The 25,817-nt window shown below is 36.8% G+C and carries 27 protein-coding genes; 17 read left to right on the forward strand and 10 right to left on the reverse strand.

Translation table 11 applies throughout. The features are described from left to right. The first annotated feature begins 52 nt into the window (after positions 1 to 52). Positions 53 to 532: a hypothetical protein gene (locus B8967_RS16730; RefSeq protein WP_084086814.1), complete on the forward strand. Its 480-nt coding sequence runs from the start codon at positions 53 to 55 to the stop codon at positions 530 to 532. A gap of 63 nt (positions 533 to 595) precedes the next feature. On the opposite strand, the gene B8967_RS16735 is transcribed toward B8967_RS16730, so the two are convergent. The 5 genes from B8967_RS16735 to ruvX form a co-directional block, all read right to left on the reverse strand. Beyond that, positions 596 to 1,468: a hypothetical protein gene (locus tag B8967_RS16735; RefSeq protein WP_084086815.1), complete on the reverse strand. Its 873-nt coding sequence runs from the start codon at positions 1,466 to 1,468 to the stop codon at positions 596 to 598. A 57-nt stretch (positions 1,469 to 1,525) separates the two neighbouring features. Then, complete coding sequence (gene mazG, locus B8967_RS16740; RefSeq protein ID WP_084086816.1) at positions 1,526 to 2,293, reverse strand: nucleoside triphosphate pyrophosphohydrolase; 768 nt, start codon at positions 2,291 to 2,293, stop codon at positions 1,526 to 1,528. Between the two features lie 302 nt (positions 2,294 to 2,595). Next, positions 2,596 to 3,153, reverse strand: coding sequence for a DUF5606 family protein (locus tag B8967_RS16745; protein WP_084086817.1), 558 nt, complete (start codon positions 3,151 to 3,153; stop codon positions 2,596 to 2,598). Positions 3,154 to 3,229: 76 nt separating this feature from the next. Beyond that, positions 3,230 to 3,802, reverse strand: coding sequence for a peptide deformylase (gene def / locus B8967_RS16750; RefSeq protein ID WP_047493205.1), 573 nt, complete (start codon positions 3,800 to 3,802; stop codon positions 3,230 to 3,232). Beyond that, the gene (gene ruvX / locus B8967_RS16755; RefSeq protein WP_047493204.1) at positions 3,799 to 4,215 is read right to left on the reverse strand and encodes a Holliday junction resolvase RuvX; all 417 of its coding nucleotides are present in this window, start codon (positions 4,213 to 4,215) and stop codon (positions 3,799 to 3,801) included. Before ruvX ends, def begins: the two co-directional genes overlap by 4 nt. A gap of 116 nt (positions 4,216 to 4,331) precedes the next feature. On the opposite strand from ruvX, the gene B8967_RS16760 reads away from it, so the two are divergent. Continuing rightward, positions 4,332 to 4,808 (forward strand): SixA phosphatase family protein, encoded by a 477-nt coding sequence (locus B8967_RS16760; protein WP_084086863.1) that lies wholly within the window; start codon positions 4,332 to 4,334, stop codon positions 4,806 to 4,808. Then, a complete protein-coding gene (locus B8967_RS16765) occupies positions 4,789 to 5,679 on the forward strand; it encodes an archaemetzincin (protein WP_084086818.1) in 891 nt (296 codons plus the stop codon). Before B8967_RS16760 ends, B8967_RS16765 begins: the two co-directional genes overlap by 20 nt. A gap of 14 nt (positions 5,680 to 5,693) precedes the next feature. Here B8967_RS16765 and B8967_RS16770 read toward each other — a convergent pair whose 3' ends face one another. The 3 genes from B8967_RS16770 to B8967_RS16780 all read right to left on the reverse strand — a co-directional run bounded on the left by B8967_RS16770 (position 5,694) and on the right by B8967_RS16780 (position 9,959). Beyond that, entirely contained in the window at positions 5,694 to 6,923 is a 1,230-nt protein-coding gene (locus B8967_RS16770; RefSeq protein ID WP_084086819.1) for a retropepsin-like aspartic protease, read from the reverse strand. A 109-nt stretch (positions 6,924 to 7,032) separates the two neighbouring features. Continuing rightward, positions 7,033 to 8,574 carry a serine hydrolase gene (locus B8967_RS16775; RefSeq protein ID WP_084086820.1) on the reverse strand — a complete coding sequence of 514 codons (1,542 nt, stop codon included), beginning with the start codon at positions 8,572 to 8,574 and terminating at the stop codon, positions 7,033 to 7,035. A 110-nt stretch (positions 8,575 to 8,684) separates the two neighbouring features. Further along, entirely contained in the window at positions 8,685 to 9,959 is a 1,275-nt protein-coding gene (locus B8967_RS16780) for a hypothetical protein (RefSeq protein WP_084086821.1), read from the reverse strand. A gap of 148 nt (positions 9,960 to 10,107) precedes the next feature. Here B8967_RS16780 and B8967_RS16785 point away from each other — a divergent pair, with 148 nt between their 5' ends. The 4 genes from B8967_RS16785 (at position 10,108) to rsmD (ending at position 12,587) form a co-directional block, all read left to right on the forward strand. After that, positions 10,108 to 10,605, forward strand: a complete 498-nt coding sequence (locus tag B8967_RS16785; protein WP_047493190.1) for a metallophosphoesterase family protein — start codon at positions 10,108 to 10,110, stop codon at positions 10,603 to 10,605. A 94-nt stretch (positions 10,606 to 10,699) separates the two neighbouring features. Next, positions 10,700 to 11,194, forward strand: coding sequence for a Smr/MutS family protein (locus tag B8967_RS16790; RefSeq protein ID WP_047493187.1), 495 nt, complete (start codon positions 10,700 to 10,702; stop codon positions 11,192 to 11,194). 18 nt (positions 11,195 to 11,212) lie between these two features. Continuing rightward, positions 11,213 to 11,929 carry a DUF3822 family protein gene (locus tag B8967_RS16795; RefSeq protein WP_084086822.1) on the forward strand — a complete coding sequence of 239 codons (717 nt, stop codon included), beginning with the start codon at positions 11,213 to 11,215 and terminating at the stop codon, positions 11,927 to 11,929. An 82-nt stretch (positions 11,930 to 12,011) separates the two neighbouring features. Then, positions 12,012 to 12,587 carry a 16S rRNA (guanine(966)-N(2))-methyltransferase RsmD gene (rsmD, locus tag B8967_RS16800; RefSeq protein ID WP_047493182.1) on the forward strand — a complete coding sequence of 192 codons (576 nt, stop codon included), beginning with the start codon at positions 12,012 to 12,014 and terminating at the stop codon, positions 12,585 to 12,587. Here the strand turns inward: rsmD and B8967_RS16805 are convergent. Beyond that, positions 12,584 to 12,931, reverse strand: coding sequence for a winged helix-turn-helix transcriptional regulator (locus B8967_RS16805; RefSeq protein WP_047493179.1), 348 nt, complete (start codon positions 12,929 to 12,931; stop codon positions 12,584 to 12,586). The genes rsmD and B8967_RS16805 overlap by 4 nt on opposite strands. An 85-nt stretch (positions 12,932 to 13,016) precedes the next feature. Between B8967_RS16805 and B8967_RS16810 the strand changes: the two genes are divergently transcribed. Beyond that, entirely contained in the window at positions 13,017 to 13,616 is a 600-nt protein-coding gene (locus B8967_RS16810) for a nitroreductase family protein (RefSeq protein WP_084086823.1), read from the forward strand. Between the two features lie 34 nt (positions 13,617 to 13,650). Here B8967_RS16810 and B8967_RS16815 read toward each other — a convergent pair whose 3' ends face one another. Next, positions 13,651 to 14,700 carry a substrate-binding domain-containing protein gene (locus B8967_RS16815; RefSeq protein WP_084086824.1) on the reverse strand — a complete coding sequence of 350 codons (1,050 nt, stop codon included), beginning with the start codon at positions 14,698 to 14,700 and terminating at the stop codon, positions 13,651 to 13,653. A 222-nt stretch (positions 14,701 to 14,922) separates the two neighbouring features. Here B8967_RS16815 and B8967_RS16820 point away from each other — a divergent pair, with 222 nt between their 5' ends. From B8967_RS16820 to B8967_RS16860, 9 genes are all read left to right on the forward strand, one after another. Next, entirely contained in the window at positions 14,923 to 15,870 is a 948-nt protein-coding gene (locus B8967_RS16820; RefSeq protein WP_084086825.1) for a class II fructose-bisphosphate aldolase, read from the forward strand. After that, positions 15,867 to 16,748, forward strand: a complete 882-nt coding sequence (gene iolE, locus B8967_RS16825) for a myo-inosose-2 dehydratase (RefSeq protein ID WP_084086826.1) — start codon at positions 15,867 to 15,869, stop codon at positions 16,746 to 16,748. The genes B8967_RS16820 and iolE overlap by 4 nt, the downstream gene beginning before the upstream one ends. Before the next feature lie 18 nt (positions 16,749 to 16,766). Next, positions 16,767 to 17,798, forward strand: coding sequence for a Gfo/Idh/MocA family oxidoreductase (locus tag B8967_RS16830; RefSeq protein ID WP_047493162.1), 1,032 nt, complete (start codon positions 16,767 to 16,769; stop codon positions 17,796 to 17,798). Between the two features lie 26 nt (positions 17,799 to 17,824). Next, positions 17,825 to 18,700 carry a 5-deoxy-glucuronate isomerase gene (iolB, locus tag B8967_RS16835; RefSeq protein WP_084086827.1) on the forward strand — a complete coding sequence of 292 codons (876 nt, stop codon included), beginning with the start codon at positions 17,825 to 17,827 and terminating at the stop codon, positions 18,698 to 18,700. An 11-nt stretch (positions 18,701 to 18,711) separates the two neighbouring features. Beyond that, positions 18,712 to 19,716 carry a 5-dehydro-2-deoxygluconokinase gene (gene iolC, locus B8967_RS16840; protein ID WP_047493156.1) on the forward strand — a complete coding sequence of 335 codons (1,005 nt, stop codon included), beginning with the start codon at positions 18,712 to 18,714 and terminating at the stop codon, positions 19,714 to 19,716. Positions 19,717 to 19,735: 19 nt separating this feature from the next. Beyond that, positions 19,736 to 21,619 carry a 3D-(3,5/4)-trihydroxycyclohexane-1,2-dione acylhydrolase (decyclizing) gene (gene iolD / locus B8967_RS16845; RefSeq protein WP_084086828.1) on the forward strand — a complete coding sequence of 628 codons (1,884 nt, stop codon included), beginning with the start codon at positions 19,736 to 19,738 and terminating at the stop codon, positions 21,617 to 21,619. Then, the gene (locus tag B8967_RS16850; RefSeq protein ID WP_228406238.1) at positions 21,616 to 23,094 is read left to right on the forward strand and encodes a CoA-acylating methylmalonate-semialdehyde dehydrogenase; all 1,479 of its coding nucleotides are present in this window, start codon (positions 21,616 to 21,618) and stop codon (positions 23,092 to 23,094) included. Before iolD ends, B8967_RS16850 begins: the two co-directional genes overlap by 4 nt. Before the next feature lie 73 nt (positions 23,095 to 23,167). Next, complete coding sequence (gene iolG / locus B8967_RS16855) at positions 23,168 to 24,145, forward strand: inositol 2-dehydrogenase (protein WP_179140078.1); 978 nt, start codon at positions 23,168 to 23,170, stop codon at positions 24,143 to 24,145. A gap of 43 nt (positions 24,146 to 24,188) precedes the next feature. Further along, on the forward strand, positions 24,189 to 25,796 hold the full coding sequence (locus tag B8967_RS16860; RefSeq protein WP_084086830.1) for a solute:sodium symporter family transporter: 1,608 nt from the start codon (positions 24,189 to 24,191) through the stop codon (positions 25,794 to 25,796). The last annotated feature ends 21 nt before the right edge of the window (positions 25,797 to 25,817 follow it).

Consider the following 25,817-nt stretch of genomic DNA (forward strand, 5'->3'; position numbering starts at 1 on the left):
AAGCTAAACAAAAACACACAACAAAAAACACCAATTACATAAAAACAATTCAATGAAAAAGCATTTTATATTAATTAATTTTATATTCATATTTTCAATTATAAGTTGTATTAATCAGAATAAAAGCGAAAACAACGGAAAAAATTTAACCATAAATGCAAAACAAGAGAAAATTGAAAAAGTACAATTAATCGAACAAACAAGAGGAGTTAATGATAGTGTGACTTTCACAGCTACCTCTAAAGTCTACACCTCCAATAATGCAGACCCAACCAATTCTTCTATCTCTCTTTCTGAATGGGAAAGCATTTCCAAGCAGGCAGAAGCACTTGATTTATCTGCTATATCCAAACTCCAATCCCCTACAACAGGAAGATATTCTGATAGCGCTTTGGCTACTACCATTATTATTACTTCGGGCGGTACAATATATACCTCTGCAACTTTTGACTCAGGTCATCCGCCTAAAGAATTGGAAGCTTTGTATAATGAAATTCAAAAACCTACAAGAATTCTAAAAAAGAAACCTTAAATAGATCAACAAAAAAACCACAGATATTTTCTGTGGTTTTCTATTTATAAAATATTGATGCATTTAAAAAGCAAGCTGGTATACATTTCCTCCTTCGGTTTTAGCCCTTTCATCAGCAATTATTAGTGTTTTGTCATTAAGGAAAACAATGGCTTCTTTTTGCGAATTGTGATCTAATGGTATTTTCTGAACTTTGGCAGGACTGAAATCCTCTGCTGCAAACCCGGTAAGAACATGAATATTTTTATGAGTAAGCAGTACAATTTTATCTTTGGTACTGTTAATTGTTGCAGAAGTAATAGCAGCATCATTATAACCTCCATCAAGTTTTAATCTTCCGATTAATTTCGCTTCAAAATCCCCTTCTTTATTAGGAACTTTAAAAACAAGGAAGGTTCCATCAAAACCCTTGCTTCTATTTTTAGTAAAAAGATAGAAATTACCATCCATTTCTACAAAAGCCTCGCAGTCATATAATAGGTTTGATTTTTTGGGAGGAAATTCCGTCTGTCCCTCATAATGAAATTTTGTAGTCTGAATCACTTTGGTGGTAGTCTGAGTGATATCTTTCAGATCAGTTTTCAAAATAGCAAGATCCTGTCTGTTATTATCATTGTTACCGAAATCTCCGATATAAATATTTCCCTGTGTATCTGAGATAATATCTTCCCAATCTGTATTTTCAGCATTTTCAACCGGAATACGGGCCATCAACTCTCCTTTATCATTAAGTCCATATACAGCATTTTTATTTCCGCTGTCTTCTATGACCCAGGCAGTTTTTTTATCCTGAGACAATGTAATCCCGGAAACTTCCTTTAACTTTTTAGGTAAGGTATATTGTACTTTCAATTTATCATCATTAGTGGATTGATTCTGCGCCTTAGGATTGCAGCTCAGTAAAAGCGAAATAGGTAAAATAAGAAATCTCAACATGTTGTATTTTTTTTAAATGTAATAAAAATAAGAAGCATTAATTGTTCCAAATACGACTTATGAAAGAAGCTTTGCTTTTTCCCAAAGAACATCCATTTCTTCAAGGGACATATCGGCAAGTTTTAAATCCTGCTCATTAGCCAGTACTTCCATTTTTTGAAATCTTGAAATAAATTTCAGATTTGTTCTTTCCAATGCAGAATCAGGATTAATGCCTGAAATCCTTGCATAGTTGATCAATGAGAAAAACACATCTCCCAGCTCCTGTTCTTTTTTATCAGGATCCGTTTCCTCATGAAACTCCTGAATTTCTTCATCTACCTTTGCCCACGCATCTTCCGCATCATGAAATTCAAAACCAATCCCTTTTACCTTATCCTGGATTCTGTAGGCTTTTACCATACTTGGAAGACTTTTCGGAACTCCTCCAAGGATAGATGTATTACCCTCCTTTAATTTTAATTTCTCCCAGTTCTGTTTTACCTCTTCTTCATCTTTTACTTCAGTATCACCGTAAATATGAGGATGACGGAAAATCAATTTTTCATTAAGAGAATTGATCACATCTGCGACATCAAAACTCCCCTTCTCAGATCCTATTTTAGAATAGAAAACAAGATGAAGCAATACATCTCCCAATTCTTTCTTTATTTCCTGCAAATCTTCCTGAAGTATTGCATCTGAAAGTTCGTAGGTCTCTTCAAGAGTCAGATGACGAAGCGACTGTAAGGTCTGCTTTTGATCCCACGGGCACTTTTCACGCAGATCATCCATAATATCCAGTAGTCTTCCGAAAGCTTCCAGCTTTTCCTGTTTTGTATTCATAAGTAATGGGAAATTCAAACTTATACAAATGTAAGGGTTATTTTTACTTTAGTGCAAGCCTTGGAGTTGAAAGTTAAGAATTGAAAGTATGAAGCAAAGGAATTGTGAGTGGTCAATCTGCTATGCTTGTTAATTTTTAGAGATAGCAACTATTCACTTGCTAAGCAGAATTCTCTCCTGGCTTAAAGTTGTATCTCAACATATAATATCTGAAATCTGGCATCTTGATTCTCCTCCACAAAAGAAAAAACCTTGTCAAGAAAATTCTCAACAAGGTTGTATTGTAAAATCCGGTGATTGGATTATCCTTTTTTAGTGTGTGTACTTTTCGGAGCTGATTTTGCAGCTGAAGTAGCTTTCACTTTTGGAGCAGCAGGCTTTTCTGCTTTAGGAGCAGCTTTTTTAGTTTCCTTTTCAATGCTCACTTCTTCTGCAGGCTCACCTTCCAAAGTTTCAGGCTCTGCTTTTACAAAGCTTTCAGGAGTGATATACCCTGCTTTGTGAAGAATATTGTACCACTGAGCCAATTTCTTGATGTCAGATGCGTATACTCTTTCTGTATCATAATTAGGAAGAGAAGACAACATAAATTCCTTCAATTCAGCATCAGAAGATTTGTGAGAAATAGTTTCTTTATAATCATTGTTTTTAGCAACATTTTCAAAAACCTCGAACAAAGGAACTTCTTTATCAAATGTAAACATTGCAATATTATCCAATAAGCTTACCTGGCTAGAGTTACCAATGCTTACTTTTTTCTTGTTTGTAACATCTTCAATAATGAATCCGTTTCTTAATTGAGAAACTAATTTGAAAAGTCCTGGTTTTCCAGAAATTGAAATTATTTTTTCTAACAGCATAATTTTATTTTTTGTAAATTCTGCAATCAGCTTTCAGCTTTTTGCCTTTTATTATTCGTTTTAATCCTTGTTTAAATTATTTTGGAAATCTCATTTTGTAACCAATGCTTACCTCACCTTGAGAGATCTTTGTCAGTTTTCCCTTTACGAGCTTCTTCTTCAGTGCACTCAGATGATCGGTAAATAAAACCCCTTCAATATGATCGTATTCATGTTGAATTACGCGGGCTCTAATATCGGAAAAAGTTTCTGTATGTTTTACAAAATTTTCGTCATAATATTCAATGACGATGGTTCCTTTTCTTTTCACATCTTCTCTTACATCCGGAATAGACAGACAACCCTCATTAAATTTCCATTCTTCCCCTGATTCTTCAAGAATTCTGGCGTTGATGAACACTTTCTTGAACTCTGCCAACTCATCTTTAATATCTTCATAATCCTCATCATCCGCAAGGGGCGTCACATCTATTATAAACAGACGGATATCCAATCCGATTTGAGGTGCAGCAAGACCAATGCCATTTGCACTGTACATCGTTTCGAACATATTATCCAGTAATTCCTGTAATTCGGGATAATCTTTATCTATATCTTTTCCTACTTTTCTCAAAACAGGATCCCCAAAAGCTCTTATCGGTAAAATCATCTTAATCTTTGTTCTAAAAAATTCTGCAATATGATTGTTGCACTTACTTTATCTATTAATCCTTTTTCCTGTCTCTTTTTTTTGCTTTTCCCACTTTGGGAAATAAAAAATGAGGCCATTTTGGAAGTAAATCTTTCATCAAAACGATGGACTGCAATATCCGAAAATTCTTTCTTAAATTCTTCAATGAATTTTAAAATATCCGTTTCCACTTCTGAAATATTCCCTTTCAAATCTATGGGAAGCCCAACTACTACTTCATCCACCTTATTTTCGCTGAAATATTTTTTCAAAAATTCCATGAGAAAACGGGTCTCTACAGTATCCAGTCCACTGGCTATAATCTGCATATCATCTGTTGCAGCAATGCCACAACGCGCCTTTCCATAGTCTATCGCAAGGATTTGTCCCATAATTTTGCAAATTTAGTAAAATTTAATGATTTTATTCATAACGCAGTTTTTTTATATAAATCATGTTTTATTCCATTATTTTTTTTATAATTTTAATCCTCCAAAAAAACAAATATATGAAGAAACTCATCCTCGTACGACATGCAAAAAGCGACTGGCCGGAAGAAACGGAGGATTTTGACAGACCTTTAGCAGACAAAGGTTTAGAAGACGCTATGAACATGTCCAGGTTCCTGAAAAATCATCAGATCTCTATTGATCATTTTATTTCAAGCCCGGCAGTCCGTGCGTTGAATACCTGCAAAATTTTTAACCAAACGTATCAGCTTAATTTTTCTACTGATGAAAAACTCTATAATCCTTCAGAAAGAAATTTTGAGTCTGTAATTTATGATCTGGATGACAGCCTTTCCTCAGTTGCCTTTTTCTCCCACAATAACGGAATTTCAAATTTCGCCAATTCTATTTCTGAAGACATTTTTCATTTTCCGACCTGTGGTGTCGCAGGGTTTGAAGTAGACTGTACTTCATGGTCTGAATTTGACGGAGCCAAAAAGAAACTTCTTTTCTTTTATGAACCGGGGAAAATATAGCTTCTTTTCAATAATTCTTTATTCAGTATTATTTACCTTCTTTTTTTCTTGCCAAAAAAAGAAGAAAACGTATTTTGAAGCTATTGCTGCCAATGATATAAAACTTTCTGAGCCCCAATCAGGAAGCTGGAGATATAATCATCAGGAAAAATTCCAGCAATTCGAAGATTTTCAAAAATCAAAAAATATAAAACCGGAACCGGGAAAAAACACTATTTATCTTCAACCTATTGGAGAATTTAGTGAACTTCAGAAAAAGGAAATCGAACTCACAAAAGATTATCTCAGAATATATTTCCAGCTGGAAACAAAAATATTACCAGCCTTACCAAATACTATTTTTCCTGAAAAAGTCAAAAGAATCTCAAAAGAAGGCCAAGAGCAGATTCTGGCCGGCTATATCCTGGACAGTATTCTGATCAAAAGAAAACCTAAAGATGCTGTAGTACTCATGGGGATTACAGAGAAAGATCTTTTCCCAAAAATGGACTGGAATTACGTTTTCGGGCAGGCTTCTTATGAAGATGGTGTGGGAGTAACATCTATCTACAGATTTTCAGGTGGTCAGGTAACAGACTCCAATTTCAATGAGAGCCTTTTAAGATTAATAAAAGTGGGTTCACACGAGATTGGACATATGTTTGGCATCAGCCATTGCCTGAATGCCAACTGTGTAATGAATGGAAGCAATTCACTCCCTGAAACAGATTATCACCTTGCCAGAGCCTGTTCACTTTGTCAGCAAAAACTGAATTCAAGCATTCATTACGATCATAAAAAACGCTTGCTTGCCTTAAAAAACTTTTTTGCAAAACAGCACCTTAATTCAGAGCTTTCAAGAGCTGAGCAGGACATAAATGTACTCCAATAAATCTACATTTCTTATTATTTATGACCTATTTCTTTCAGGTATCTGTTATAATCTGAATAAGGTTCATTACTTCGCCCATTGGGTTGTAAATAAAGCATTCCTTCTTTATTATCCAATATCACATTAAACTGACTGAGAATCTGATTTCCAAATAAAGTGGGTCTTCCAGTTGGTTTTAAAGGGTCCGCTGCATTGGTGACAATATCCTTAAACGCTCTCCCTCCTATAAAAGCATCCAATCGGATAAGTTTTCTTTCATTCAGCATCTGCAGCTCTTTCAGATTTTCCCAGTTTTCCCCCTCTCTTGTAAAATCATCTCCAATAAGCATGGTCCCCTCACGTCCGGTATCGAAAAGAAACCAGAAAGAATATTTTCTATTATTCTGGGTTATTTCAGCTTTAAATTTTGGACGGTGCTGTTCATAAAATACAGCCTGCTTTGTAAAATCCTTTGCCTTTTTCGGCAGCTCATTATAAACTAAAAAGACCTTTCTGTCATAATTGATCTCTATAATTTTATCCCTAAAAAAACTGTTTCCCACAATAAGATCTTCATCGGATTTCATATTACCTACTTCTGTTAAAGGGACAGTATTCCAGACGGCATCACCTATCTGTATTCTATTTTCAGAACTTGTACGTGCTTCATTGACCCCCTGTGTATTGCTGACCATTGACTTTCCTGAAAACAACAGTTTTAATTTTTCGGAGGACTGCTTGTTGACACAGGAAGTACCCGCCCCAAGATCAAATTGTATATTCACTTCTTCTTTCTGATTCAAAAGCCCTTTAAAGTAAATCCGGGACCCGGTCATTGTAAACGGAATTTCCAAAGGATAAGGCTTATTTTTATTTTGTGTCAATACAATAAAGGAAGGATCTTCTTTAGCCAGAATACGAACAAAGCAACTGTCTTTACCGTTGAGTAAAACAATCAGATCATGACTTTTTCCATATTGGGTCTTGAAACTTATTGCCTCCTGGTCAGTAACCAACTTTACCTTACTTTTTTTATATGGTAGATTTACATAATAAATATCCGGACGTACTTTTGGATCCAGTTTCCAGTTTAGCTTTACATTTTCACCATCATAAATCACAGCATTATCATGGGTCGCTTTTAGAACAGGAGTCTTGTCTTGTGCTGATACAGTATTTATCCAACCGAAGGAAACTAAAAGAAATGTAAAAAACAGGAGAATAAAAGTTCTATTTTTCATGGTCATATCAGCTATAATATCCATTTACCCTAAAAACATTTAACACCTTCATTTACAAAAGAGTAAACCCATATTTATTTACAATAAAGATATGAATAAATATGGGTTTTTTATTTTAAATTGAAAAGACTGTTTATTTCCTTTTCAGATCAAGATCATCAAAATCAAAACTGAAATCTGTAACATCGGAAATGGCTTTCAGTTTCGCGGATTGTGCTTTTCCATTCTCATCATAACTGAAAACAATAAAAGCATCTGCATCATAGCTTCTGTCATCCCATTTTACAATGAAAGAATTGTTGGAATAGGGAATCAGCTCACCTTTCAATCTTGGAGAATTTTTACACGATATTCTGTAGGTATTTCCTTGTTGGGCAATCTCTACATCTCCAAACCAGATGTCATGATAAGTTCCGGTAAACTGTTCTGCTTTTGGCTGAAGTCCTTTATTTTTTTTAAAAATCTCAGATTTTACATAAGCTTCTTTCTTTTGCTTATCATATTCTGCATTTATTTTAGACATTCTCTCACCATATGTTTTCAGCCAGTTTCTGTCTGCTACTCCCAGATAGGAATCTTTCACCGTATTGGTAATTGTATTGAAAGCAGCTCCGGATTGCTGGTTGGTTAATACCACAATTCCAAGTTTCAAATCAGGAATCAGGGTAAATTGTGTCACCGTACCTATAAGTCCACCGGTATGCTGAACCTGCTTATGACCTTTAACATCACTTAAAAACCATCCTAACCCATATCCGTAAAAACTGGTATCATATGGATTTTTTGCGGCCACTCTATCTGGAATCTGTAAACTCCAAAGCTGCTGAACATTCTTATCAGATACTAATTTTTTACCGTCTTTCGTTGTAAAATTATTCAATAGACATTCTGCCCACGTGGTCATATCTTTGATATTACTCATGATTCCTCCTGCCGCATTACCGGTTTCATTCCAATCGTGGGGAACAGCAATTGCTTTCCCATCTACAGGGGCATGTGCATCAATTTTATTGGAGCTAGCTTTTGCTCTGTTGTAGCTTCCAAAACTCGATGTCATCCCTACCGGCTTCATAATTCTCTGCTCAATAAATTCGGCCCAGCTTAATCCGGAAATTCTGTGGATAACTTCTCCAGCTACAATGAACATGATATTATTGTAATCTAATTTCGTTCTGAAAGCGTTTTCAGGCTTCAGATACCTTACATTGTGAACAATATCGTTAACCGTCAGGTTACCTCCTTCCGGAAAGAACATCAGATCTCCCTGTCCCAGCCCTAGCCCGGCTCTGTGAGTAATCAGATCCTTTATGGTTATATTTTGAGAAACGTATGGATCGTACATTTGGAATTCAGGGATATATTGAGAAACTTTATCATCCCAGTTCAGCTTTCCTTCATCTGCCAAAATAGCCAATGCTACGCAGGTAAACCCTTTGGAGTTGGAAGCTATACCCACCAGAGTATGATCATCCATGGGTTGTTTTGTGGTAAGAGAACGTAGTCCGAAACCTTTTGAATAGGTTACTTTTCCATCTTTTACAATACCTACTGACATTCCCGGAACATCGAAGGTCTTTAATGTATTCTGGATTAATTCATCCAGTTTTTTTTCTTCAACCTGGGCAAAGGAAATCAAAGAAAAAAGAATAAAGAACAAAGAGAAATTATGCTTCATTATTACAAATTTTCTGTGAAGATAAGAAATTTGGGGTATGCCACTTACATTTACTTATCTAACAAAAAAAGGAAACTTATCAGTTGATAAGTTTCCTTTTTTGTAAAAATCTAATTTTGAGTCAGATTATTTCCATGATCATAATAATTAAAATCCTTAATATGAAGATGTTCATTATTTCCCCATAATGATATGGGTGGGTATGTGTCCCATTCTGTAAATTGAAAATCATCCCTGAAAGCATTTCCCATCATATTTAAATAATGCTCGTGATTGGTATATTGTACCTCTTGATTATAATGTCTGAAATCTATGACAATATTATGTGTAGCTCCTTGATACACTCTGCTAAAACTGTTGCCTATCAAATTTATTGTACCTCCGGTATAAGGAACGTAAAACAGGTCAACTCCATTTACAGTACCCTCAAAATAGCAATTAATTAAGTTTAAAGAATTTTTGCCATTTTTACCGATATATGAGCAGACTAGAACATCTCCAAAATTACCTTCAAAATCACAAGTGTCAAATTTTACATTATGCGCGCCTTCTAAGTGAACTCCTAAGGTTTCATTAGAATTAAACACACAGTTCACAAAATTCAATAGATTAGGGTTTGTGACATTGTTGGCCGGAATAGGGTCATTACCAATATCGGCTTTAAATGCTTCTTTACAATAATCTATTTTTAAATTTTTAAAATAAGATACACAACAGTCAATTAATGTAAACCCTCTTGTAAATCTAAAAATGTGTATTTCCTCAATATTTAATAAAATTAATTTTTCAATTTTTATAGCAGTCCCACCTGTTGCATTAGTTGTATCAGCCCTTTTTATTGAAAAATGCTTGGCATTAAATCCATTAACACGATCAGGAGAACTGCCTTTTACATCAAAAACAACATGTCCATCATCGCCTTCATCATAAATCTGAGTCAAATTTATTCCTCGTCCTATTAATTCAAATTTCCGATCCTTACCATTGCTGTTTCCATCATTATTATTAGTTGTAAAATCAATAGCTATTGTTTTTGAAACTTTTATTTTGCCCGCCGGCAACGTAATATTCCACCCTACTCTAACCCCAAAATTTACAGCTTTCTGTAAAGCATCGGAATCATCAGTAATATAATCAGCTTTTACACCAAATCTTTTCGCCGATATTTCTGAACCTGACAGAATACTGGTATCCACATAATATTCACCATTTCTTTTTCGATAAATAATCCCATCCACTTTAGAATCGTCCATTAAATAATTATTAATCCAATGGGTAATCTTTTTAAAATTTACATTTTCGTGGGTGTAGCTATCAACTAACTGTACTAAATCATCATTTTGATAAGTACTTCCAGCTGTAAAAAAATCTTCTGTATAAATCATATTTTTTAATTTTGTTTCATAAATATAGGATACATCAGCGCCAAAACTTGACGCATTAAAAAAATAGACATCTTATAGTTGCAAAGAAGTTTTTTTTGCGCATAATTCTTTATTAATTTTGCAGAAATAAAATACATCCCCTTTCTGAATGACAAAAATTCTTCTCCTTTCCGACTCCCATTCTTATATTGATGACCGAATCTTAGAATATGCATCCCAGGCAGATGAAGTCTGGCATTGTGGTGACTTTGGAAGCATGGATGTTATAGAACAGCTGGAAAAAATAAAACCGCTAAAAGGGGTTTACGGAAATATAGACAACGCTCAGATCCGTTCTGAATTTCCTGAAGTAAACCGTTTTCTTTGTGAAAAACTGGAAGTTTTGATGATCCATATTGGAGGATATCCCGGAAAATACACTCCATTAACCAGGAATGAAATAACCCACAAGGCTCCAAAACTGTTTATCTCAGGACATTCCCATATTTTAAAGGCCATGTATGATGAAAAGAACAACCTTTTACACCTCAATCCCGGAGCTTGTGGAAAACAGGGATGGCATAAGATGAGAACCATGATGCGGTTTGTCGTTGATGGAGAAGAAATAAAAGACCTTGAGATTATTGAATTGGGACCGAGAGTGTGAAGTATGAGGGCTTGAGAATAAAGGAGCTTGCCTTCAATACATTTTACTTTTTACCTTTGTACAAATTAGTGATCCAGACAAGTCTTAAAAAATTATGAAGATTGGCGATAAAGTTTCTGTGGTAGATGAAGATTTAAGCGGAGTGGTAACTTCCGTGAAAGGAAATATTGTGGTTTTTAAAGATGAATACGGCTTTACTCATCAATATCCAAAAGAAAAACTGGTTCCCAAAGATGCTGATCTTTATGAAAATATAAGAATCATAAGAAAAGCAGAACCTAAAAAAATCATTTCTAAGAAACATCAGAAAAATCATTTGGTTCTGGACCTTCATTTTCATAATTTAGTAAAGAATCCCAGCGATTATGACAGTTTTGAAAGACTGTTTATTCAAAAGGAGAAATTGACAGAAGTGTTGGCCTTCTGCAGAAAAAACAATTTGAAAAGACTTGAAATTGTTCATGGTATTGGTGATGGTACTTTACAGAGGATGGTACGGGATGTTTTGGAAAGCCAGGTGAATATTGATTTTTATAATAAGGAAATACTTCACCACCAATCGGGTGCGGTAATGGTAGAATTTCACTAAATTTGCAGCAATTGAAATATGAACGTACTTAATTTACTTTTTACCAAAGACGGATTGATCTACCAGATTGTGAAGAATAAAAGCATTCTGGAGGAAAAATCTTATTTCGTTACAGAAGAAACACCAGCCAATCTTATTGAAGAAAAGCTTGACGATATTCTTATCAAACAGCGTTTTGATGAGATTCAGATCATTTCTGCACTGAATCATTTCACTCTGATGCCGGAAGGATTTTCAGAACATGATGCAGGATTTGACCTGATTGCCTTCAATGCTCCGGCAGACAGGAACAAAGAAGAGCTGATGCTTTCGATTAACAAAAAATTTAATATCCAGTTTTACTATACCTTTCCAAAACATTATTACAAAAAAATAAAAGAACTGGCTGTTCCGGTGCATTTTAATTTTTCCGGAGAGAAGTTTTTAAGTGCTATCAACAATAAAAATAACAAAGAAATTCACATCAATCTTTACCATAATCAATGTGAGTTTTTTGCTATCGATCAAAAAAAAGTAATTCTGTACAACAACCTGGATGTCAATTCAGAGGTTGACTTCCTTTACTTTATTATGTTCACGTTAAGCAAATTAGGTTTTGGAATCAATGATACCAACTTTTTCGCTTATGGAGAAACCACGGAAAATGAAACATTCATTTCCGAGCTTCAAAAATTTGTCAGAAATCTTAAAATAGTTTTTGACAATGTTCCCAACAAAAATTTTATACTTAATTAGATTACAGCTACAGGAAACAGAGAGGGAATCTCAGAAATATGTACCCTGTTTTTATAATCTACCACATAAACCCTAAAAAAATATGTTCAGAATAATATCCGGAAAATGGAAAGCTAAAAAAATTGCCGCTCCAAAAAACTTCGATGTAAGACCCACTACGGATTTTGCTAAGGAAGCTTTATTCAGTATTCTGGAAAACAAATATGACATGCAGTCCATTTCCGTTCTTGATTTATTTGCGGGAATAGGTTCCATTTCATTAGAGTATGCTTCCAGAGGATGCAAGAATGTAACCTCTGTAGAAATGAATCCTAAACACACAGGTTTCATTAATTCTACAGCATCTGAATTGGACATGTCACTTCAGATCAACGTACAGAGAGACGATGTTTTCGACTGGCTTAAAAAGTTCAGAAATAAAAAATCTTTTGAAATTGTTTTTTCAGATGCCCCATTCGAAATGGAGGAGAAAAAATATTATGAACTGATTTCTTTAGTATTAAATAATAAATACTTAAAAGAAAACGGAGTTCTTATAGTAGAGCATCAAAGCAGAATGAAGCTTGAGCATCCCAATCTGGTAGATACCAGAAAATACGGAAATGTAAGTTTCAGTTTTTTTGAGCCGAATAAAGAAAATGATAATCAGGAAATTTAATTCCTGATTATTTTTTTTGATATATCAGGTGCACTTTTCCCCCAGTTTGTAATTGCTTCCAAAACAGGCAGCAGGGTTTTTCCAAAATCAGTTAAGGTATATTCTACCATTAAAGGTGGTTTTTCCGTGAACACTTTTCTGTCAATAATTCCATCTTCCTCCATCTGTTTAAGCTGAAGGCTCAACGTTCTTTCCGTAATGGTAGGAATTTCTTTTCTTATTTCATTATATCGTTTGGCTCCTGCAATTAAATGATACAAGATAACCGCTTTCCACTTGCCTCCTATAAATCTCATCGTTACACTGGTGCAACAAGGATATGATTTGTTATCTACTGTGTACATTTTTTATACTATCATTTTTTACCGTTATTGCAAAGTTAATAAACTTAAATTAATTTTGTAACTATAAAAATGATAGTATAAAATTATGAGTTTTTTAGAAAAAATGAAAACAAGGTATACTGTAAAAAAGTATAACCCACAGGGAAGCATCAGTGCAGAACAAGTAAAAGAGCTACAGGAAATTCTGAGCCTTAGCCCTTCTTCTATCAACAGCCAGCCATGGAATTTTATCTTTATAAATAATTCTGAACTTAAAAATCAATTGGCAGAAGTCTCTTACATCAATAAAGAAAAAGTATTGGATTGCAGTCATTTGATTATTTTCCAGGTATTAAAAAATACGGAAGATTTTGAAAAACAAATTGAAGAGAATCTTCCGGAAGGAGCTGTAAATTATTATCGAAACAGGGTAAAACCTAAAGGTGAAGCAGCGGTAAAATCCTGGCTGGCCCATCAGGTATATTTATCATTAGGAATATTCCTATCTGCATGTGCAGCGATGGGCATAGACTCTACTCCTATGGAAGGAATAGAACCTGAACAATATGATGATATTCTGAAAAATGAAAAGTATGAAACGCTGTTCGCCGCAGCCATTGGCCAAAGGGAAGAAACAGATACCAATCAACCCAAATTCAACCCGAAAACAAGGCTGAAAGCTGAAAAAGTAATTATAGAGGGATAAAATATCTCTTTACAAAACCTGGAATACGAATGGATCAATGCATATAATATTCCAGGTTTTCTTTCGCTATAATTTGTACCGGTGACATATAAAAAGAATTCAGCTGTTCTCCATGTACAAGATGTTCAAACATAAGTTTGACACTTTTATATCCTTGCTGAAAAGGTTCCTGACCAATAAGAAAAGTAATAATATCCTGATTCAGATATTTTTTATTCTCCTCAGTCACATCATATCCAACGACCAGATCCAGTTTTATCTGGCGTGTTTCAAAATACCGTCCTGCTTTGGTTATGGAGTTGGAGGGAAAGAACACTCCACCAATATCTTCATGAGCTTGTAAGCTTTCTCCTAACAATTTATAATAGAGTTGAGTATTTTTATTCGGAACTCTTAATTTTTCAATGATCACATGAGAAGTATGGTCTGAGAAAAAGCTCATAAATCCTTTCACCCGCTGATCCAATCCATAATAGTTTTCAAAGTCTTCTAAAACCTCCACTATTAAGACCCGGGGTTTATTCGTATTTTGAGCGATGTGGAAAAGTTTGGCAGCAAGCCTCCCGCTTGCAAAAGAATCCTGTCCTACAAAAGAAATGTTATTGAGTCCTTTCAAGGGAACATTCAAAAACAGATAAGGAATATTAAGGGCATCCAATGCAGCACTTCTTTCCTGTGTTTCTTTAGCAAAATGTGGAGCTATAATAATCCCGTCCAGATTTTTATTCTTCAGGATTTTATCTAATTCCTTATTGTAAGAATCTACATTAAATTCATCAAAATAGGAAACGGAAACTTTCATTCCATAGCTCGAAACTTCTTCTACTGCTTTAAGCACTCCTTTTTTAGGATATTCCCAAAATGGACTGGCCGCATTAAACAAAGGCATTAAAACCGCTACCTGATACTCTTTATTAAGTGCCAAATTACGGGCAATAACATTAGGCTTGAATCCGCCTGCCTGTTCTATTATTTCTATTACTTTCTTTTGGGTACTTTCCGCCACTCCCCCTCTGTTATGCAGTATACGGTCCACTGTTCCAGGGGAAACATTCGCTAATCGGGCAATCTCCTTAATTGTCAAAATATATGATTTAGTGTAAATAAGTCTTCAACAAATATAGAAAACATTTCATTCCTTTTGTTCTACCCGTCTCAAATTCCCATGAAATCTACAAATAACTAAAAATAAAATAAATATTTTATAAATATTTTGCTAATTATAAATAAATATATAAATTCGTGTTCGAACACAATGATAAAAAATTAAACAATCAAGTTGATTTTTTATAAATTCAATAATTAAATGAAAACTAACTCGGTTACCCTTTTTAAAGAAGCTTACGGAAAGTTTTGTATTCCTGCGATCAACATTTCGATGCCTGAGCAGATTCATGCTTTATTTAGTACGGCACAAAAGATGAATGCTCCATTTATTATTCAGACTACTCCGGTTGCCAGAGAATACATGCACCCTCTTATGCTGATCAACTGTGTAAAGGCTGCCGCAAAAATATATCCCGATGCTCTTTTCGCCCTGCATCTCGATCACGGTAATGAACCGCATATTGACAGTGCTATTGAATCAGGAGAATATACATCTGTGATGATAGATGCCTCTCATGATCCTTTGGAAAAGAATATTGAACGGACAAAAAAAATATCCCACAGAGCCCATCTTAAAAATATTTCTGTTGAGGCAGAGCTTGGGGTACTGAGTGGTGTGGAAGATCATCTTAATATAGAAGAAGAGAACGCATTGTATACCAATCCTGCCGACGTAGAGTACTTTGTAAAAGAGGCGGGCTGCGACAGTCTTGCTGTTGCTGTAGGAACAAGCCACGGTGCTTATAAATTCTCTGGAGGCAAAGGACTCCGTTTCGATCTCCTGAAGGATATTCAGAAAAGAGTCCCGGATTTCCCTATTGTTCTTCATGGTGCTTCATCCATAGACTATGAAGAAATAAAACGTATAAATGCCGCGGGAGGAAACATTAAAGAAGATGCAAAAGGTATTACGGAAGAAGAGATCAGAAAAGCCATCCCCTACGGAATATGCAAACTCAATATCGCTACCGATCTTAGAATATTATGGATAAGAATTCTCAGAGAATATTTACAAAATCACCCCGATCAATTAGATCCTTTAAGACCGGGCACTCAATATATGCAGGAACTCGAACTTCTTATCGCTAAAAAGTTTGAAATACTAGGCAACACTAATAAAACACAACTATATAAAAAACACATATGATACAATTAGGAATTGCTCCCATTGGCTGGACTAATGATGACATGCCTGAGCTGGGAGAAGATATTACTTTCGAACAATGCATCAGTGAGATGGCCCTGGCCGGCTATAAAGGCTGTGAAGTTGGAAATAAATACCCTAAAGATCCTGTAATCTTAAAGAAATATCTCGACATCAGAGGGCTTACTATCTGTAACCAATGGTTTAGTTATGAATTGACTGCTAAATCGTATGAACAGGTAAAACAAGATTTCATGAATCAGCTGCATTTTCTAAAACATTTCAATTCTAAAGTAGTGGGTGGTGCAGAATGTGGGAATACCATTCATGGGAAATACAATACTCCCATCACACAACGGAAAAAAGCATCGGATGAAGATTGGAAAAAATTAACCCATGGACTGAACGAACTGGGTAAAATAGCATTGAATGATTTTGGAATGCACCTTTCCTACCATCATCATATGGGAACAATGATACAGACCATTGATGAAACTGACCGCCTGCTCAATGAAACAAAAGAAGAATATGTAAAACTTAATTATGATTGTGGCCATTTTGCTTTTGCCAATGAAGATCCGGTTGAAGCATTAAAAAAATTCATAGGCCGGACAGCCCATATCCATTTCAAAGATGTAAGAAAAAATATTCAGGAACAGGTATATAAAGACAACAACAGCTTTTTACAGGCAGTGAAACTAGGCATATATACTGTCCCTGGAAATGGTAACCTCGATATGCATACGCTGGCTCAAATTATACATCAAAATGATTATAAAGGATGGATCGTAGTAGAGGCAGAACAGGATCCCGCTAAAGCCAACCCTTTTGAATATGCCCAGAAAGGCTACCAATTCATGACAGAAACTTTAAAATTTTAAAAAAAGAAAAATACATTTATGAAAAAATTGAATATTGGAATTGTAGGATTGGGTAGGCTGGGTAAAGAATATGCAAAAAACCTTACCTATCTGGTTCCAAATGCCAATCTGATTGCAGCATGCAGTATAAGAAAGGAAGAGCTGGATTATGTAAAAGAGACCTATAACGTTCCCAACCTATACACCTCCTACGACCAAATGCTTGATCAACAAAAAGATATGGATGCTGTGGTTATTGTTACCTCAACAGATCAACATGCTGATGCAATCATTAAAGCTCTCGAAGCCGGTTATCATGTTTTCTGCGAGAAACCTTTAGCGCTCAATATAGAAGATTGCCTCCGTGTTGAGAAAATAACAGCCAGGCATCCCGACCGGATTACCATGTTAGGGTTTGTCCGGAGGTTTGATTCCAGCTATGCAGAAGCTAAAATCAAAATTAATGAAGGACTGGTAGGAACTCCCTATCTTTTACGTTCCCAAACAATAGATAAAGATACTTTTGCACCATTTCAAATTGAATTCTGTACCACTGGTGGAGGAATTTTTCATGATTATAATGTTCACGACATAGATCTGGCCCATTGGTATCTGGGTTCCAGAATAGAAAAAGTTTGGGCTTTAGGAGGAGCGTACAGATTCCCGGAATTTGGCCTCGCAGGAGATGCAGACAATACAGCTGCTATGTGTGAGCTTCAAAATGGAACTATGGCTGTATTGCTGGCTTCCAGAATTTCCTCTTTCGGGCATAATACCTGTACAGAAATTTTCGCCACAGAAGGTAACTTAAAAATTGGTGATCCTCCCGTAAAAAATATGCTTCAGATATCAGACAAACATGGCATTCGAAGAGAAGGAATGGAAACTTTCTTTGACAGATTCCAGCATGCATTTCTAATACAGATTCAATCTTTTGTAGATCATGTATTAGAAAATAAACAACCTGAACTAACAATGCATAACGCAACCAATGCCACTTTAGTGGCTACAGCATTAACGAAATCATTTAAAGAGAAAAAGCCTGTCACCATTGCCGATCTAATCTCTTAGACCAGAACGCGCCTAATAAAACACAAATGAATCTTATAGTAAAATCCAAAAAACAGAAAATTTACCAAAGCATCTCTGCCGAAAATGCAGGCTGGAACTGGCTAAATTTTGAAGCTCGTCTTATGGGTCCATCTGAAACATGGACCTGTGATACGGGAGGAAATGAAATGGTAATTGTATTATTATCCGGCAATTACAGAGTGGAAAGCAATAAAGGAAACTGGGAAACAAAAAATGGAAGAAAGAATGTATTTCAAGGAGTAGCCCATACCCTTTATCTGCCCAGAGAAACTCAATTTACTCTTATATCAACCTCTGAGGCACTAGACATTGCCTATTGTTGGTGTAGTGCTGATCATGATTTTGAACCTCAGCTGATTACTCCGGAAGAAACTCCCACCGTGATTTTTGGTGGAGATAATGCTACCAGGCAGTTCAATGATTTAATTCCACCGGGATTTGGATGTTCCCGACTTGTATGCCGGGAGGTATATACTCCATCCGGAAATTGGAGCTCCTTTCCCCCACACAAACATGATGAAAGAATTATTGATCATAATGGAGAATTGCAGGAAGCCCAACTGGAAGAGATCTATTTCTATAAATTTCAAAAACCTGAAGCTTATGCTATCCAGCAGATTTATACAAAAGATCATCAGGATCCTTTAAATGAGATATTACGGGTAAGACATGATGATGCAGTATTGGTTCCTAGAGGGTATCATCCGGTAACAGCAGTACATGGCTATCATTGTTACTATTTAAATTTTCTGGCGGGATCCGATCAGTCACTCGCCAATACTCCCGACAGTGACTATGAATGGATTTTTGATTCATGGAAAGGAAAAGACCATCGTCTTCCTTTAGTAACTCCTGCCATGAATAATCAGCAACACGATTAATATAAAGTAAAATGAAATTTGATCTACTAACATTCGGAAGAGCCAGCATAGACCTGTACTCTAAAAATATTGGTGCAGAGTTTAATGACATCAAAGAACTTACCACTGCCATAGGCGGATCTCCGGTAAATATATCCGTCGGAGCACAAAGACTCGGCCTCAAGACAAGTATTGTAACAGGAGTTGGAAATGATCCTGTTGGAGGTTTTATTACCCATACCTTAAAGCAGGAAAATGTAGATGTTTCCCATGTCAATATCATCAGGGATACTACCAGTACGGCTGTCGTTTGTGGTATTGTACCTCCTGATAAATTTCCACTGGTATTTTATCGGGATAAGGCACCAGATAACTATCTCACAATAGATATGGTGAACACAATAGACTTTGACCAATATAAATCTTTCCTGATGACGGGTACAGCATTATCCGTAGAGCCTACCCGGAGTGCGGCTATCTATGCTACTGAAAAAGCCAGAACAAAAGGAACAACCATTTTTTTAGACATCGATTTCAGAGCCAATCTATGGCATGATGTACGGGCATTTGGAGTTACCCTTCGTCAATACCTTCCTCTTTGTGATATTGTTATGGGTACAGAAGAAGAACTTTTGGCAATGGGGCTTACAGATTCCGATCAGGTAACAATTAAAGACAGTGCTATTTCTTCCCCAACTATCGAAGGTGATATCAACGGGGTGATCAAACAGGTATTATCCTCCGGAATAAAGCTTCTTTTGGTTAAAACAGGATCCAAGGGGGTAACCGCTTATTATCCTGACGGAAAGACGGAAGATATCCCGGGATTTCCGGTAGAAGTTGTCAATGTATTGGGTGCAGGAGATGCATTTGCGTCGGGGTTTATTTATGGGTACCTCCAAAATTGGGATACGTATCAATCTGCCCGTCTTGCTAATGCTTGCGGCGCATGGATTGTGACCAGGCAGGGATGTAGCAATTACGCGCCTACTTATGAGGAAATAATTCAGTTCATTACAGATAAAGGAGGCTTTTAACCCTATCAACCGTTGAATTATGGAAACAAAAAGATTAACGGTAGCACAGGCTACTATTGAATTTTTAAAAAATCAGTACACCAAAAGGGATGGTAGAGAACAGCTATTTTTCGCAGGGTGTTTCGGGATTTTCGGGCACGGAAATGTAGCTGGTTTAGGAGAGGCACTGAAACAAAATCCAGATTTCACCTATTACCAAACCCGTCATGAGCAAGCCATGGTCCATACCGCTGCCGCCTATGCAAAAATGAAAAACAGACTGCAGACATTTGCCTGTACGACCTCCATAGGTCCGGGAGCACTTAATATGATTACAGCTGCTGCCGGTGCTACCATTAATAGATTACCCGTATTATTGTTACCCGGAGATTTTTTTGCGACCCGCTCTGCAACTCCTTTATTACAGCAATTAGAATCTGCCCAAACCCAGGATATTTCTGTGAATGACTGTTTTAAGCCCATTTCAAAATACTGGGACCGCATCCAACGCCCGGAACAACTTACCTCATCTTTACTGGAAGCCATGCGTGTTCTTACTTCACCTGCTGAAACAGGAGCTGTAACACTGGCTCTTCCACATGATGTACAAACGGAAGCCTATGATTTCCCTGTTCAGCTTTTTGAAAAAAGAATCTGGTATATTCCAAGGCCGGTACCTGATCTTCAATTATTAGAATATGCCGTAAGCCTTATAAAAAATTCAAAAAAACCAATGCTTATTGCAGGAGGAGGAGTTATCTATTCTGAAGCAGAAGAAGAATTAAAAACTTTTGCAGAACAGTTTGGAATCCCGGTTGCTGAAACCTATGCAGGAAAAGGATCTCTTCATTATGAACATCCCCTTAATCTTGGGGCAATGGGGGGAACTGGTACCAAAGGAGCCAATAGAATTGCTGAAGAAGCAGATCTTGTCATTGGAATAGGGACCCGGTATGGAGATTTTATGTCTGCCTCCAAATCAGCATGGAAAAATCCCAATGTCACTTTTATCAATATCAATATTGCAGAAATTGATGCTTTCAAACATTCTGCAGTTCCTTTACAGGGAGATGCAAGGGAAACTCTTAAAGCATTACGTAAAGCGTTGAGAGATTATCACACGGAAGAAAAGTACGTCGAAAAAGTTCACGGCTATCATAAAGAATGGGATGAAATTGTAGCAAAAGCCTATGCATGCGAAAACCCTGACCGTCCTGTACAGGCAGAGTATATGGGAGCCCTCAATGATTTTATAGAAGATAAAGATGTCATTCTCTGTGCTGCCGGCTCATTGCCTGGAGATCTGCATAAATTGTGGAGAACCAAAAACTCTAAAGGCTTTCACCTGGAGTATGGAAATTCATGCATGGGATATGAAATTCCGGGAGGTCTTGGGGCTAAAATGGCGGATCCTGACCGGGAGATTTATGTGATGTGTGGGGATGCCACTTATCTTATGATGCCTTCTGATCTGATTACCACATTACAGGAAAGGTATAAGATCACCTTAATATTAATCAACAACAATGGCTATGCCTCAATAGGTGGGCTTTCCAATGCTGTTGGAGAAGAAGGGTTTGGAACTTATTTTAATTATAGAAATGAAAAAACAGGCCAACTGGATGGCCACCCTCTGGCAACTGATCTGGCAAAAAATGCAGAAAGTCTGGGAGCTAAAGTATTCCGCCCTAAAAATATGGCTGAATTTCAGGAAAGTCTGATCAAAGCTAAAAATAATAAAGAAACAACAGTTATTTACGTAGAAACCATCCGGGACAGGAAGCTCCAGGGTTACGCTTATTCGTGGTGGGAAGTTCCCATCCCTGAAATATCGGTTTTCCCTGAGGTTATTGAGGCCCGAAAACAATATGAATCCAATAAACAACAACAACAGCAATACATAAAACCTAATCAATACAAATGATGAAAACACTAGAAAATTACATCAACGGAGAGTGGCAGAGCAGTATCTCCACCCAATATACCTCCGTACATAATCCGGCAACTCAGGAGGTTATTGCACAGGTTCCTTCCGGCCCGGATACCGTAAAAGATGTGGAAAAAGCGATACAGCATGCCCAAAAGGCTTATCTGGAATGGAAGGATGTCCCGGCAATGAAGCGAGTACAGCCTTTATTCAAAATGAAAACGTTATTAGAAGACCACAAGGAAGAGATTGCAAAGCTCATTACCAATGAATGTGGGAAAACCTATGCAGAATCTTTGGGTGAAATACAGCGTGCTATTGAAAATGTGGAAGTAGCCTGTGCCACGTATGTTCTCAATCAGTCTGAGTTCTCTGAAAATATAGCTCCGGGGATTGATGAATTCATGATCAGACAGCCCCTGGGAGTCTGTGCCTGTATTACCCCTTTTAATTTCCCGGGGATGATTCCTTTTTGGTTTCTTCCCTATGCAATCGCTACGGGAAACTCTTTCATCTTGAAGCCTTCAGAAAAAGTACCTGCCACCATGCAGTATGTATTTGATCTTATCCACAAGAACTTAGATCTTCCGAAAGGCCTTTTAAGTCTGGTACATGGTGGAAAAGATTCTGTAGATAGTCTACTCCGGCATCCGGATGTAAAGGCTATCAGCTTTGTAGGTTCTACCCCCATAGCCAAATATATTTACTCGGAAGGAGCCAAATACGGAAAACGCATCCAGGCTCAGGGAGGAGCTAAAAACCCTATTGTTATTATGCCAGATGCAGATATCGATATGACTACAAAAATCATTACGGATTCAGTATATGGCTGTGCAGGTCAACGCTGTCTTGCGGCATCCCTCGTAATTACCGTTGGTGATGATAAAAAAATCAAAGATGCTCTGGTAGAAGCCGCCAAGTCCAGAAAAGTAGGATACGGTCTTGAAGACGGAATAGAAATGGGACCTGTGATTTCTCAGGAAAGTAAAACAAGAATTCAGGGGCTTATTCAAAAAGGAATTGCCGAAGGTGCTAACTTTCTGGTAGATGGTACTCAAAAAAATGTTTCCGGATTTGATCGTGGAAATTTCCTTTATCCTACTATCCTGGAAAATGTTCCGCTAGATAAAGAAATTATTTCTACGGAAATATTCGGTCCGGTAATGAGCCTGCTTAATTTCAAATCTATGGAAGACTCTATTCGGTTTATCAATAGTGGACGTTACGGTAATATGGCCTGCATTTTCACTCAGGACGGTCTTTCAGCACGTCAATTCCGGAGTGAAGCAATGGCCGGAAACATAGGCATCAATGTAGGGGTAGCAGCACCAGTCGCGCAGTTTCCTTTTTCAGGATGGAAAGAGTCTTTCTTTGGTGATCTTCATGCACAAGGACGCCACGGCATCGAATTTTATACCCAGACAAAAGTAGTCATCGAACGCTGGCCTAAAACCTGGTCTAGAACCTTTTAATTCCAGGTTCCATATCAAATAAAAGGGTTCGGAATACAGGAAAGTTAAAAACACAAATTCAACTATACATAAAGTGGACACCCAATTAAAAATAGGCATTATAGGACTTGGAAGAATCGGACAGGTACACCTTGCAGCATTAAAAACTATAAAAAATGTTGAGGTTGTAGCGCTATCGGATATTTCTTTGGATCATGTAAAAAAAACAGCTGAAGAGTATCAGATTCCTCATTTCTATACTGATTATCATAATATTCTGCGTCGGTTGGATATTGATGCCGTATGGATATGCTCCCCCACCAGCCATCATTTTACTCAGGTTATGGAAGCTTTAGGGAACAATAAATATGTATTCTGTGAAAAACCACTGGATGCAGATAAAGATAAAATCCAAACCATCATAGATTCTTATCCGGATATCAATCACCGTCTTATGGTAGGTTTTAACCGACGCTTTGACCCTGACTTTGCCAATGCCAAAGCAACCCTAAAAAAAATAGGAAAGCCGGTCATTATTAAAATCACCAGCAGGGATCCTTTCCCGCCATCGGCAGAATATTCCAGACAATCCGGAGGAATTTACAATGACATGAGTATCCATGATCTGGACATGGCCCGTTTTATCAGTGAAAGTGAGGCTGAACAGATCATTGCCATAGGTTCCCGCAATTTTACGGAAGATACAGATACAACCCTTATTACCATTAAGTTTAAAAATGGGGTGATCTGTAATATAGATAACAGCCGAAAAGCTTCCTATGGATATGATCAACGGCTGGAAATATTGGGAGATCAGGGAATGATCTCTGTGGAAAATAAAAAGATCAGCCATACACGTTTTTATTTTGAAAATGCTATTGAAAGCAGTGTACTCGAACCCTTTTTCCTGGAGAGATATAAAGATTCATATATAGAAGAAGCAAAAGCATTTATTACTTCTATAAAGGAGAAAAAAGAATTTCCTTCCACCGCAGAGGATGCCCTTAAGGCTTCCTTATTAGCTGATGCCTGTGCGCAGTCGTTAGAACAACAAACATTGATTTTTCTATAACGAAAATAATGTTTTACAATGGTCATCAAAAAAACTTAACTCTATGCTTACAACATTAATCACATTCTTCATATTTACTGCCGGAGTCGCCTTTATTTCCTGGAGATTTACAAGAAAGACAAAAATGGCCCACTCCTCAATCGGCTACTTTTTAGGGGGGCGGGATCTGAATGCTATTTTAATAACGGCCTCACTGCTACTCACCAATCTGTCAACAGAACATTTGGTAGGACTCAATGGAAGTGCCTATGCCTTTGGAATGGAAGTAATGGCCTGGGAAACCCTGGCCGCTTTAGCTTTGGTGCTTATGGCGGTATATTTTCTTCCCAGATACCTCAAGATGGGACTGGTCACTATTACAGAGTTTTTAGAACTTCGTTATGATAAACAAACCCGGGTAATTTGTTCCGGATTATTTCTGCTGCTGTACATCACTACCCTTCTTCCCATTGTACTGTACACAGGTGCTATTACGATGGAAAGTATTTTCAATGTGTCAGAAAATCTACACATTGATAAATTCACAGCAATGGTCATAATGGTTGTCGGGATTGGTATATTGGGATCTTTATATGCTATTTTAGGAGGGTTAAAAGCAGTTGCCATATCAGATCTCATCAATGGGATAGGCCTTATTATCGGAGGTTCACTAATCCCGATACTTGCTTTCTACAAAATTGGGGACGGCAGCTTTTCAAATGGAGTTCATACTGTTTTTGAAGCTGTTCCCGACCGTTTTAATGCTATAGGAGAATCAACTTCTGATGTACCATTTTCAGTACTTTTTACAGGAATGTTTATTCCCCAGGTATTTTACTGGACAATGAACCAATCTATTATTCAACGGGCATTTGCAGCCAAGAATCTTGCTGAAGGACAAAAAGGAGTGCTGCTGACTGCATTTTTCAAGATATTTATTCCTTTTGTTGTGGTAGTTCCCGGCATTATCGCTTATTATTACTTTAAAAACAGCTTAAACGATCCTGATTATGCCTATCCCGAGCTGGTAAAAGCCGTTCTGCCGGTGGGTCTTATCGGTATTTTTGCAGCTATTGTAGTAGGGGCTATTCTCAGTACCTTCAATGGAGCATTAAACAGTGCTTCAACCTTATTTTCAATTGATATTTATAAAGGGTATTTTAATCAGAAAGCCACAGAAACCGAAATCGTAAAATTTGGTAAAAAATGTGGAACCGTCATGGCCATAGCGTCTATGGTCATCGCTCCATTTATCAGTATGGCGGGTAAAGGCCTCTATATTATTCTTCAGGAATTTAGTTCCATCTTCAACATGCCTATTTTCGCCATTATCATTGCGGGATTACTATTACCTAAAGTATCTGCAAAAGCAGCTAAAATAGGATTAATAACCGGCACATTACTTTATTTATTCTCGAAATTCGGAATGGAGGCGATGGGATTTCGCATTCATTTTTTACATCGCCTGGCAGTTGCCTTTATTGTTACTATTCTTACCCTTATTATTGCCAGCAGATATTATCCCAGAGAAAATAATTTTGTTATTAAAGATACAGGAGCCGTCAATGTGGAAAATTGGAAATATTTAAAACCAGCCTGCATTTTTATTGCTATCCTCACTATTTTGGTTTTCTTATTTTTCAGCCCAATAGGGATTATTCCCAGTCAATAATCCATTATTCGCTGAACTTAG

The organism is Chryseobacterium sp. YR221, from assembly GCF_900176315.1.
Classification (GTDB): Bacteria; Bacteroidota; Bacteroidia; order Flavobacteriales; family Weeksellaceae; genus Chryseobacterium; species Chryseobacterium rhizosphaerae.

Coding starts and splice junctions, on each gene's coding strand:
- iolB (WP_084086827.1), top strand. CDS start 17,825: ATGAATCTTATAGTAAAATCCAAAAAACAGAAAATTTACCAAAGCATC.
- B8967_RS16820 (WP_084086825.1), top strand. CDS start 14,923: ATGAAAACTAACTCGGTTACCCTTTTTAAAGAAGCTTACGGAAAGTTT.
- B8967_RS16860 (WP_084086830.1), top strand. CDS start 24,189: ATGCTTACAACATTAATCACATTCTTCATATTTACTGCCGGAGTCGCC.
- B8967_RS16760 (WP_084086863.1), top strand. CDS start 4,332: ATGAAGAAACTCATCCTCGTACGACATGCAAAAAGCGACTGGCCGGAA.
- B8967_RS16790 (WP_047493187.1), top strand. CDS start 10,700: ATGAAGATTGGCGATAAAGTTTCTGTGGTAGATGAAGATTTAAGCGGA.
- B8967_RS16780 (WP_084086821.1), bottom strand. CDS start 9,959: ATGATTTATACAGAAGATTTTTTTACAGCTGGAAGTACTTATCAAAAT.
- B8967_RS16850 (WP_228406238.1), top strand. CDS start 21,616: ATGATGAAAACACTAGAAAATTACATCAACGGAGAGTGGCAGAGCAGT.
- B8967_RS16830 (WP_047493162.1), top strand. CDS start 16,767: ATGAAAAAATTGAATATTGGAATTGTAGGATTGGGTAGGCTGGGTAAA.
- B8967_RS16770 (WP_084086819.1), bottom strand. CDS start 6,923: ATGGATATTATAGCTGATATGACCATGAAAAATAGAACTTTTATTCTC.
- rsmD (WP_047493182.1), top strand. CDS start 12,012: ATGTTCAGAATAATATCCGGAAAATGGAAAGCTAAAAAAATTGCCGCT.
- B8967_RS16730 (WP_084086814.1), top strand. CDS start 53: ATGAAAAAGCATTTTATATTAATTAATTTTATATTCATATTTTCAATT.
- mazG (WP_084086816.1), bottom strand. CDS start 2,293: ATGAATACAAAACAGGAAAAGCTGGAAGCTTTCGGAAGACTACTGGAT.
- iolE (WP_084086826.1), top strand. CDS start 15,867: ATGATACAATTAGGAATTGCTCCCATTGGCTGGACTAATGATGACATG.
- B8967_RS16795 (WP_084086822.1), top strand. CDS start 11,213: ATGAACGTACTTAATTTACTTTTTACCAAAGACGGATTGATCTACCAG.
- def (WP_047493205.1), bottom strand. CDS start 3,802: ATGATTTTACCGATAAGAGCTTTTGGGGATCCTGTTTTGAGAAAAGTA.
- B8967_RS16810 (WP_084086823.1), top strand. CDS start 13,017: ATGAGTTTTTTAGAAAAAATGAAAACAAGGTATACTGTAAAAAAGTAT.
- B8967_RS16765 (WP_084086818.1), top strand. CDS start 4,789: ATGAACCGGGGAAAATATAGCTTCTTTTCAATAATTCTTTATTCAGTA.
- B8967_RS16745 (WP_084086817.1), bottom strand. CDS start 3,153: ATGCTGTTAGAAAAAATAATTTCAATTTCTGGAAAACCAGGACTTTTC.
- iolD (WP_084086828.1), top strand. CDS start 19,736: ATGGAAACAAAAAGATTAACGGTAGCACAGGCTACTATTGAATTTTTA.
- iolC (WP_047493156.1), top strand. CDS start 18,712: ATGAAATTTGATCTACTAACATTCGGAAGAGCCAGCATAGACCTGTAC.
- B8967_RS16775 (WP_084086820.1), bottom strand. CDS start 8,574: ATGAAGCATAATTTCTCTTTGTTCTTTATTCTTTTTTCTTTGATTTCC.
- B8967_RS16805 (WP_047493179.1), bottom strand. CDS start 12,931: ATGTACACAGTAGATAACAAATCATATCCTTGTTGCACCAGTGTAACG.
- B8967_RS16735 (WP_084086815.1), bottom strand. CDS start 1,468: ATGTTGAGATTTCTTATTTTACCTATTTCGCTTTTACTGAGCTGCAAT.
- B8967_RS16785 (WP_047493190.1), top strand. CDS start 10,108: ATGACAAAAATTCTTCTCCTTTCCGACTCCCATTCTTATATTGATGAC.
- ruvX (WP_047493204.1), bottom strand. CDS start 4,215: ATGGGACAAATCCTTGCGATAGACTATGGAAAGGCGCGTTGTGGCATT.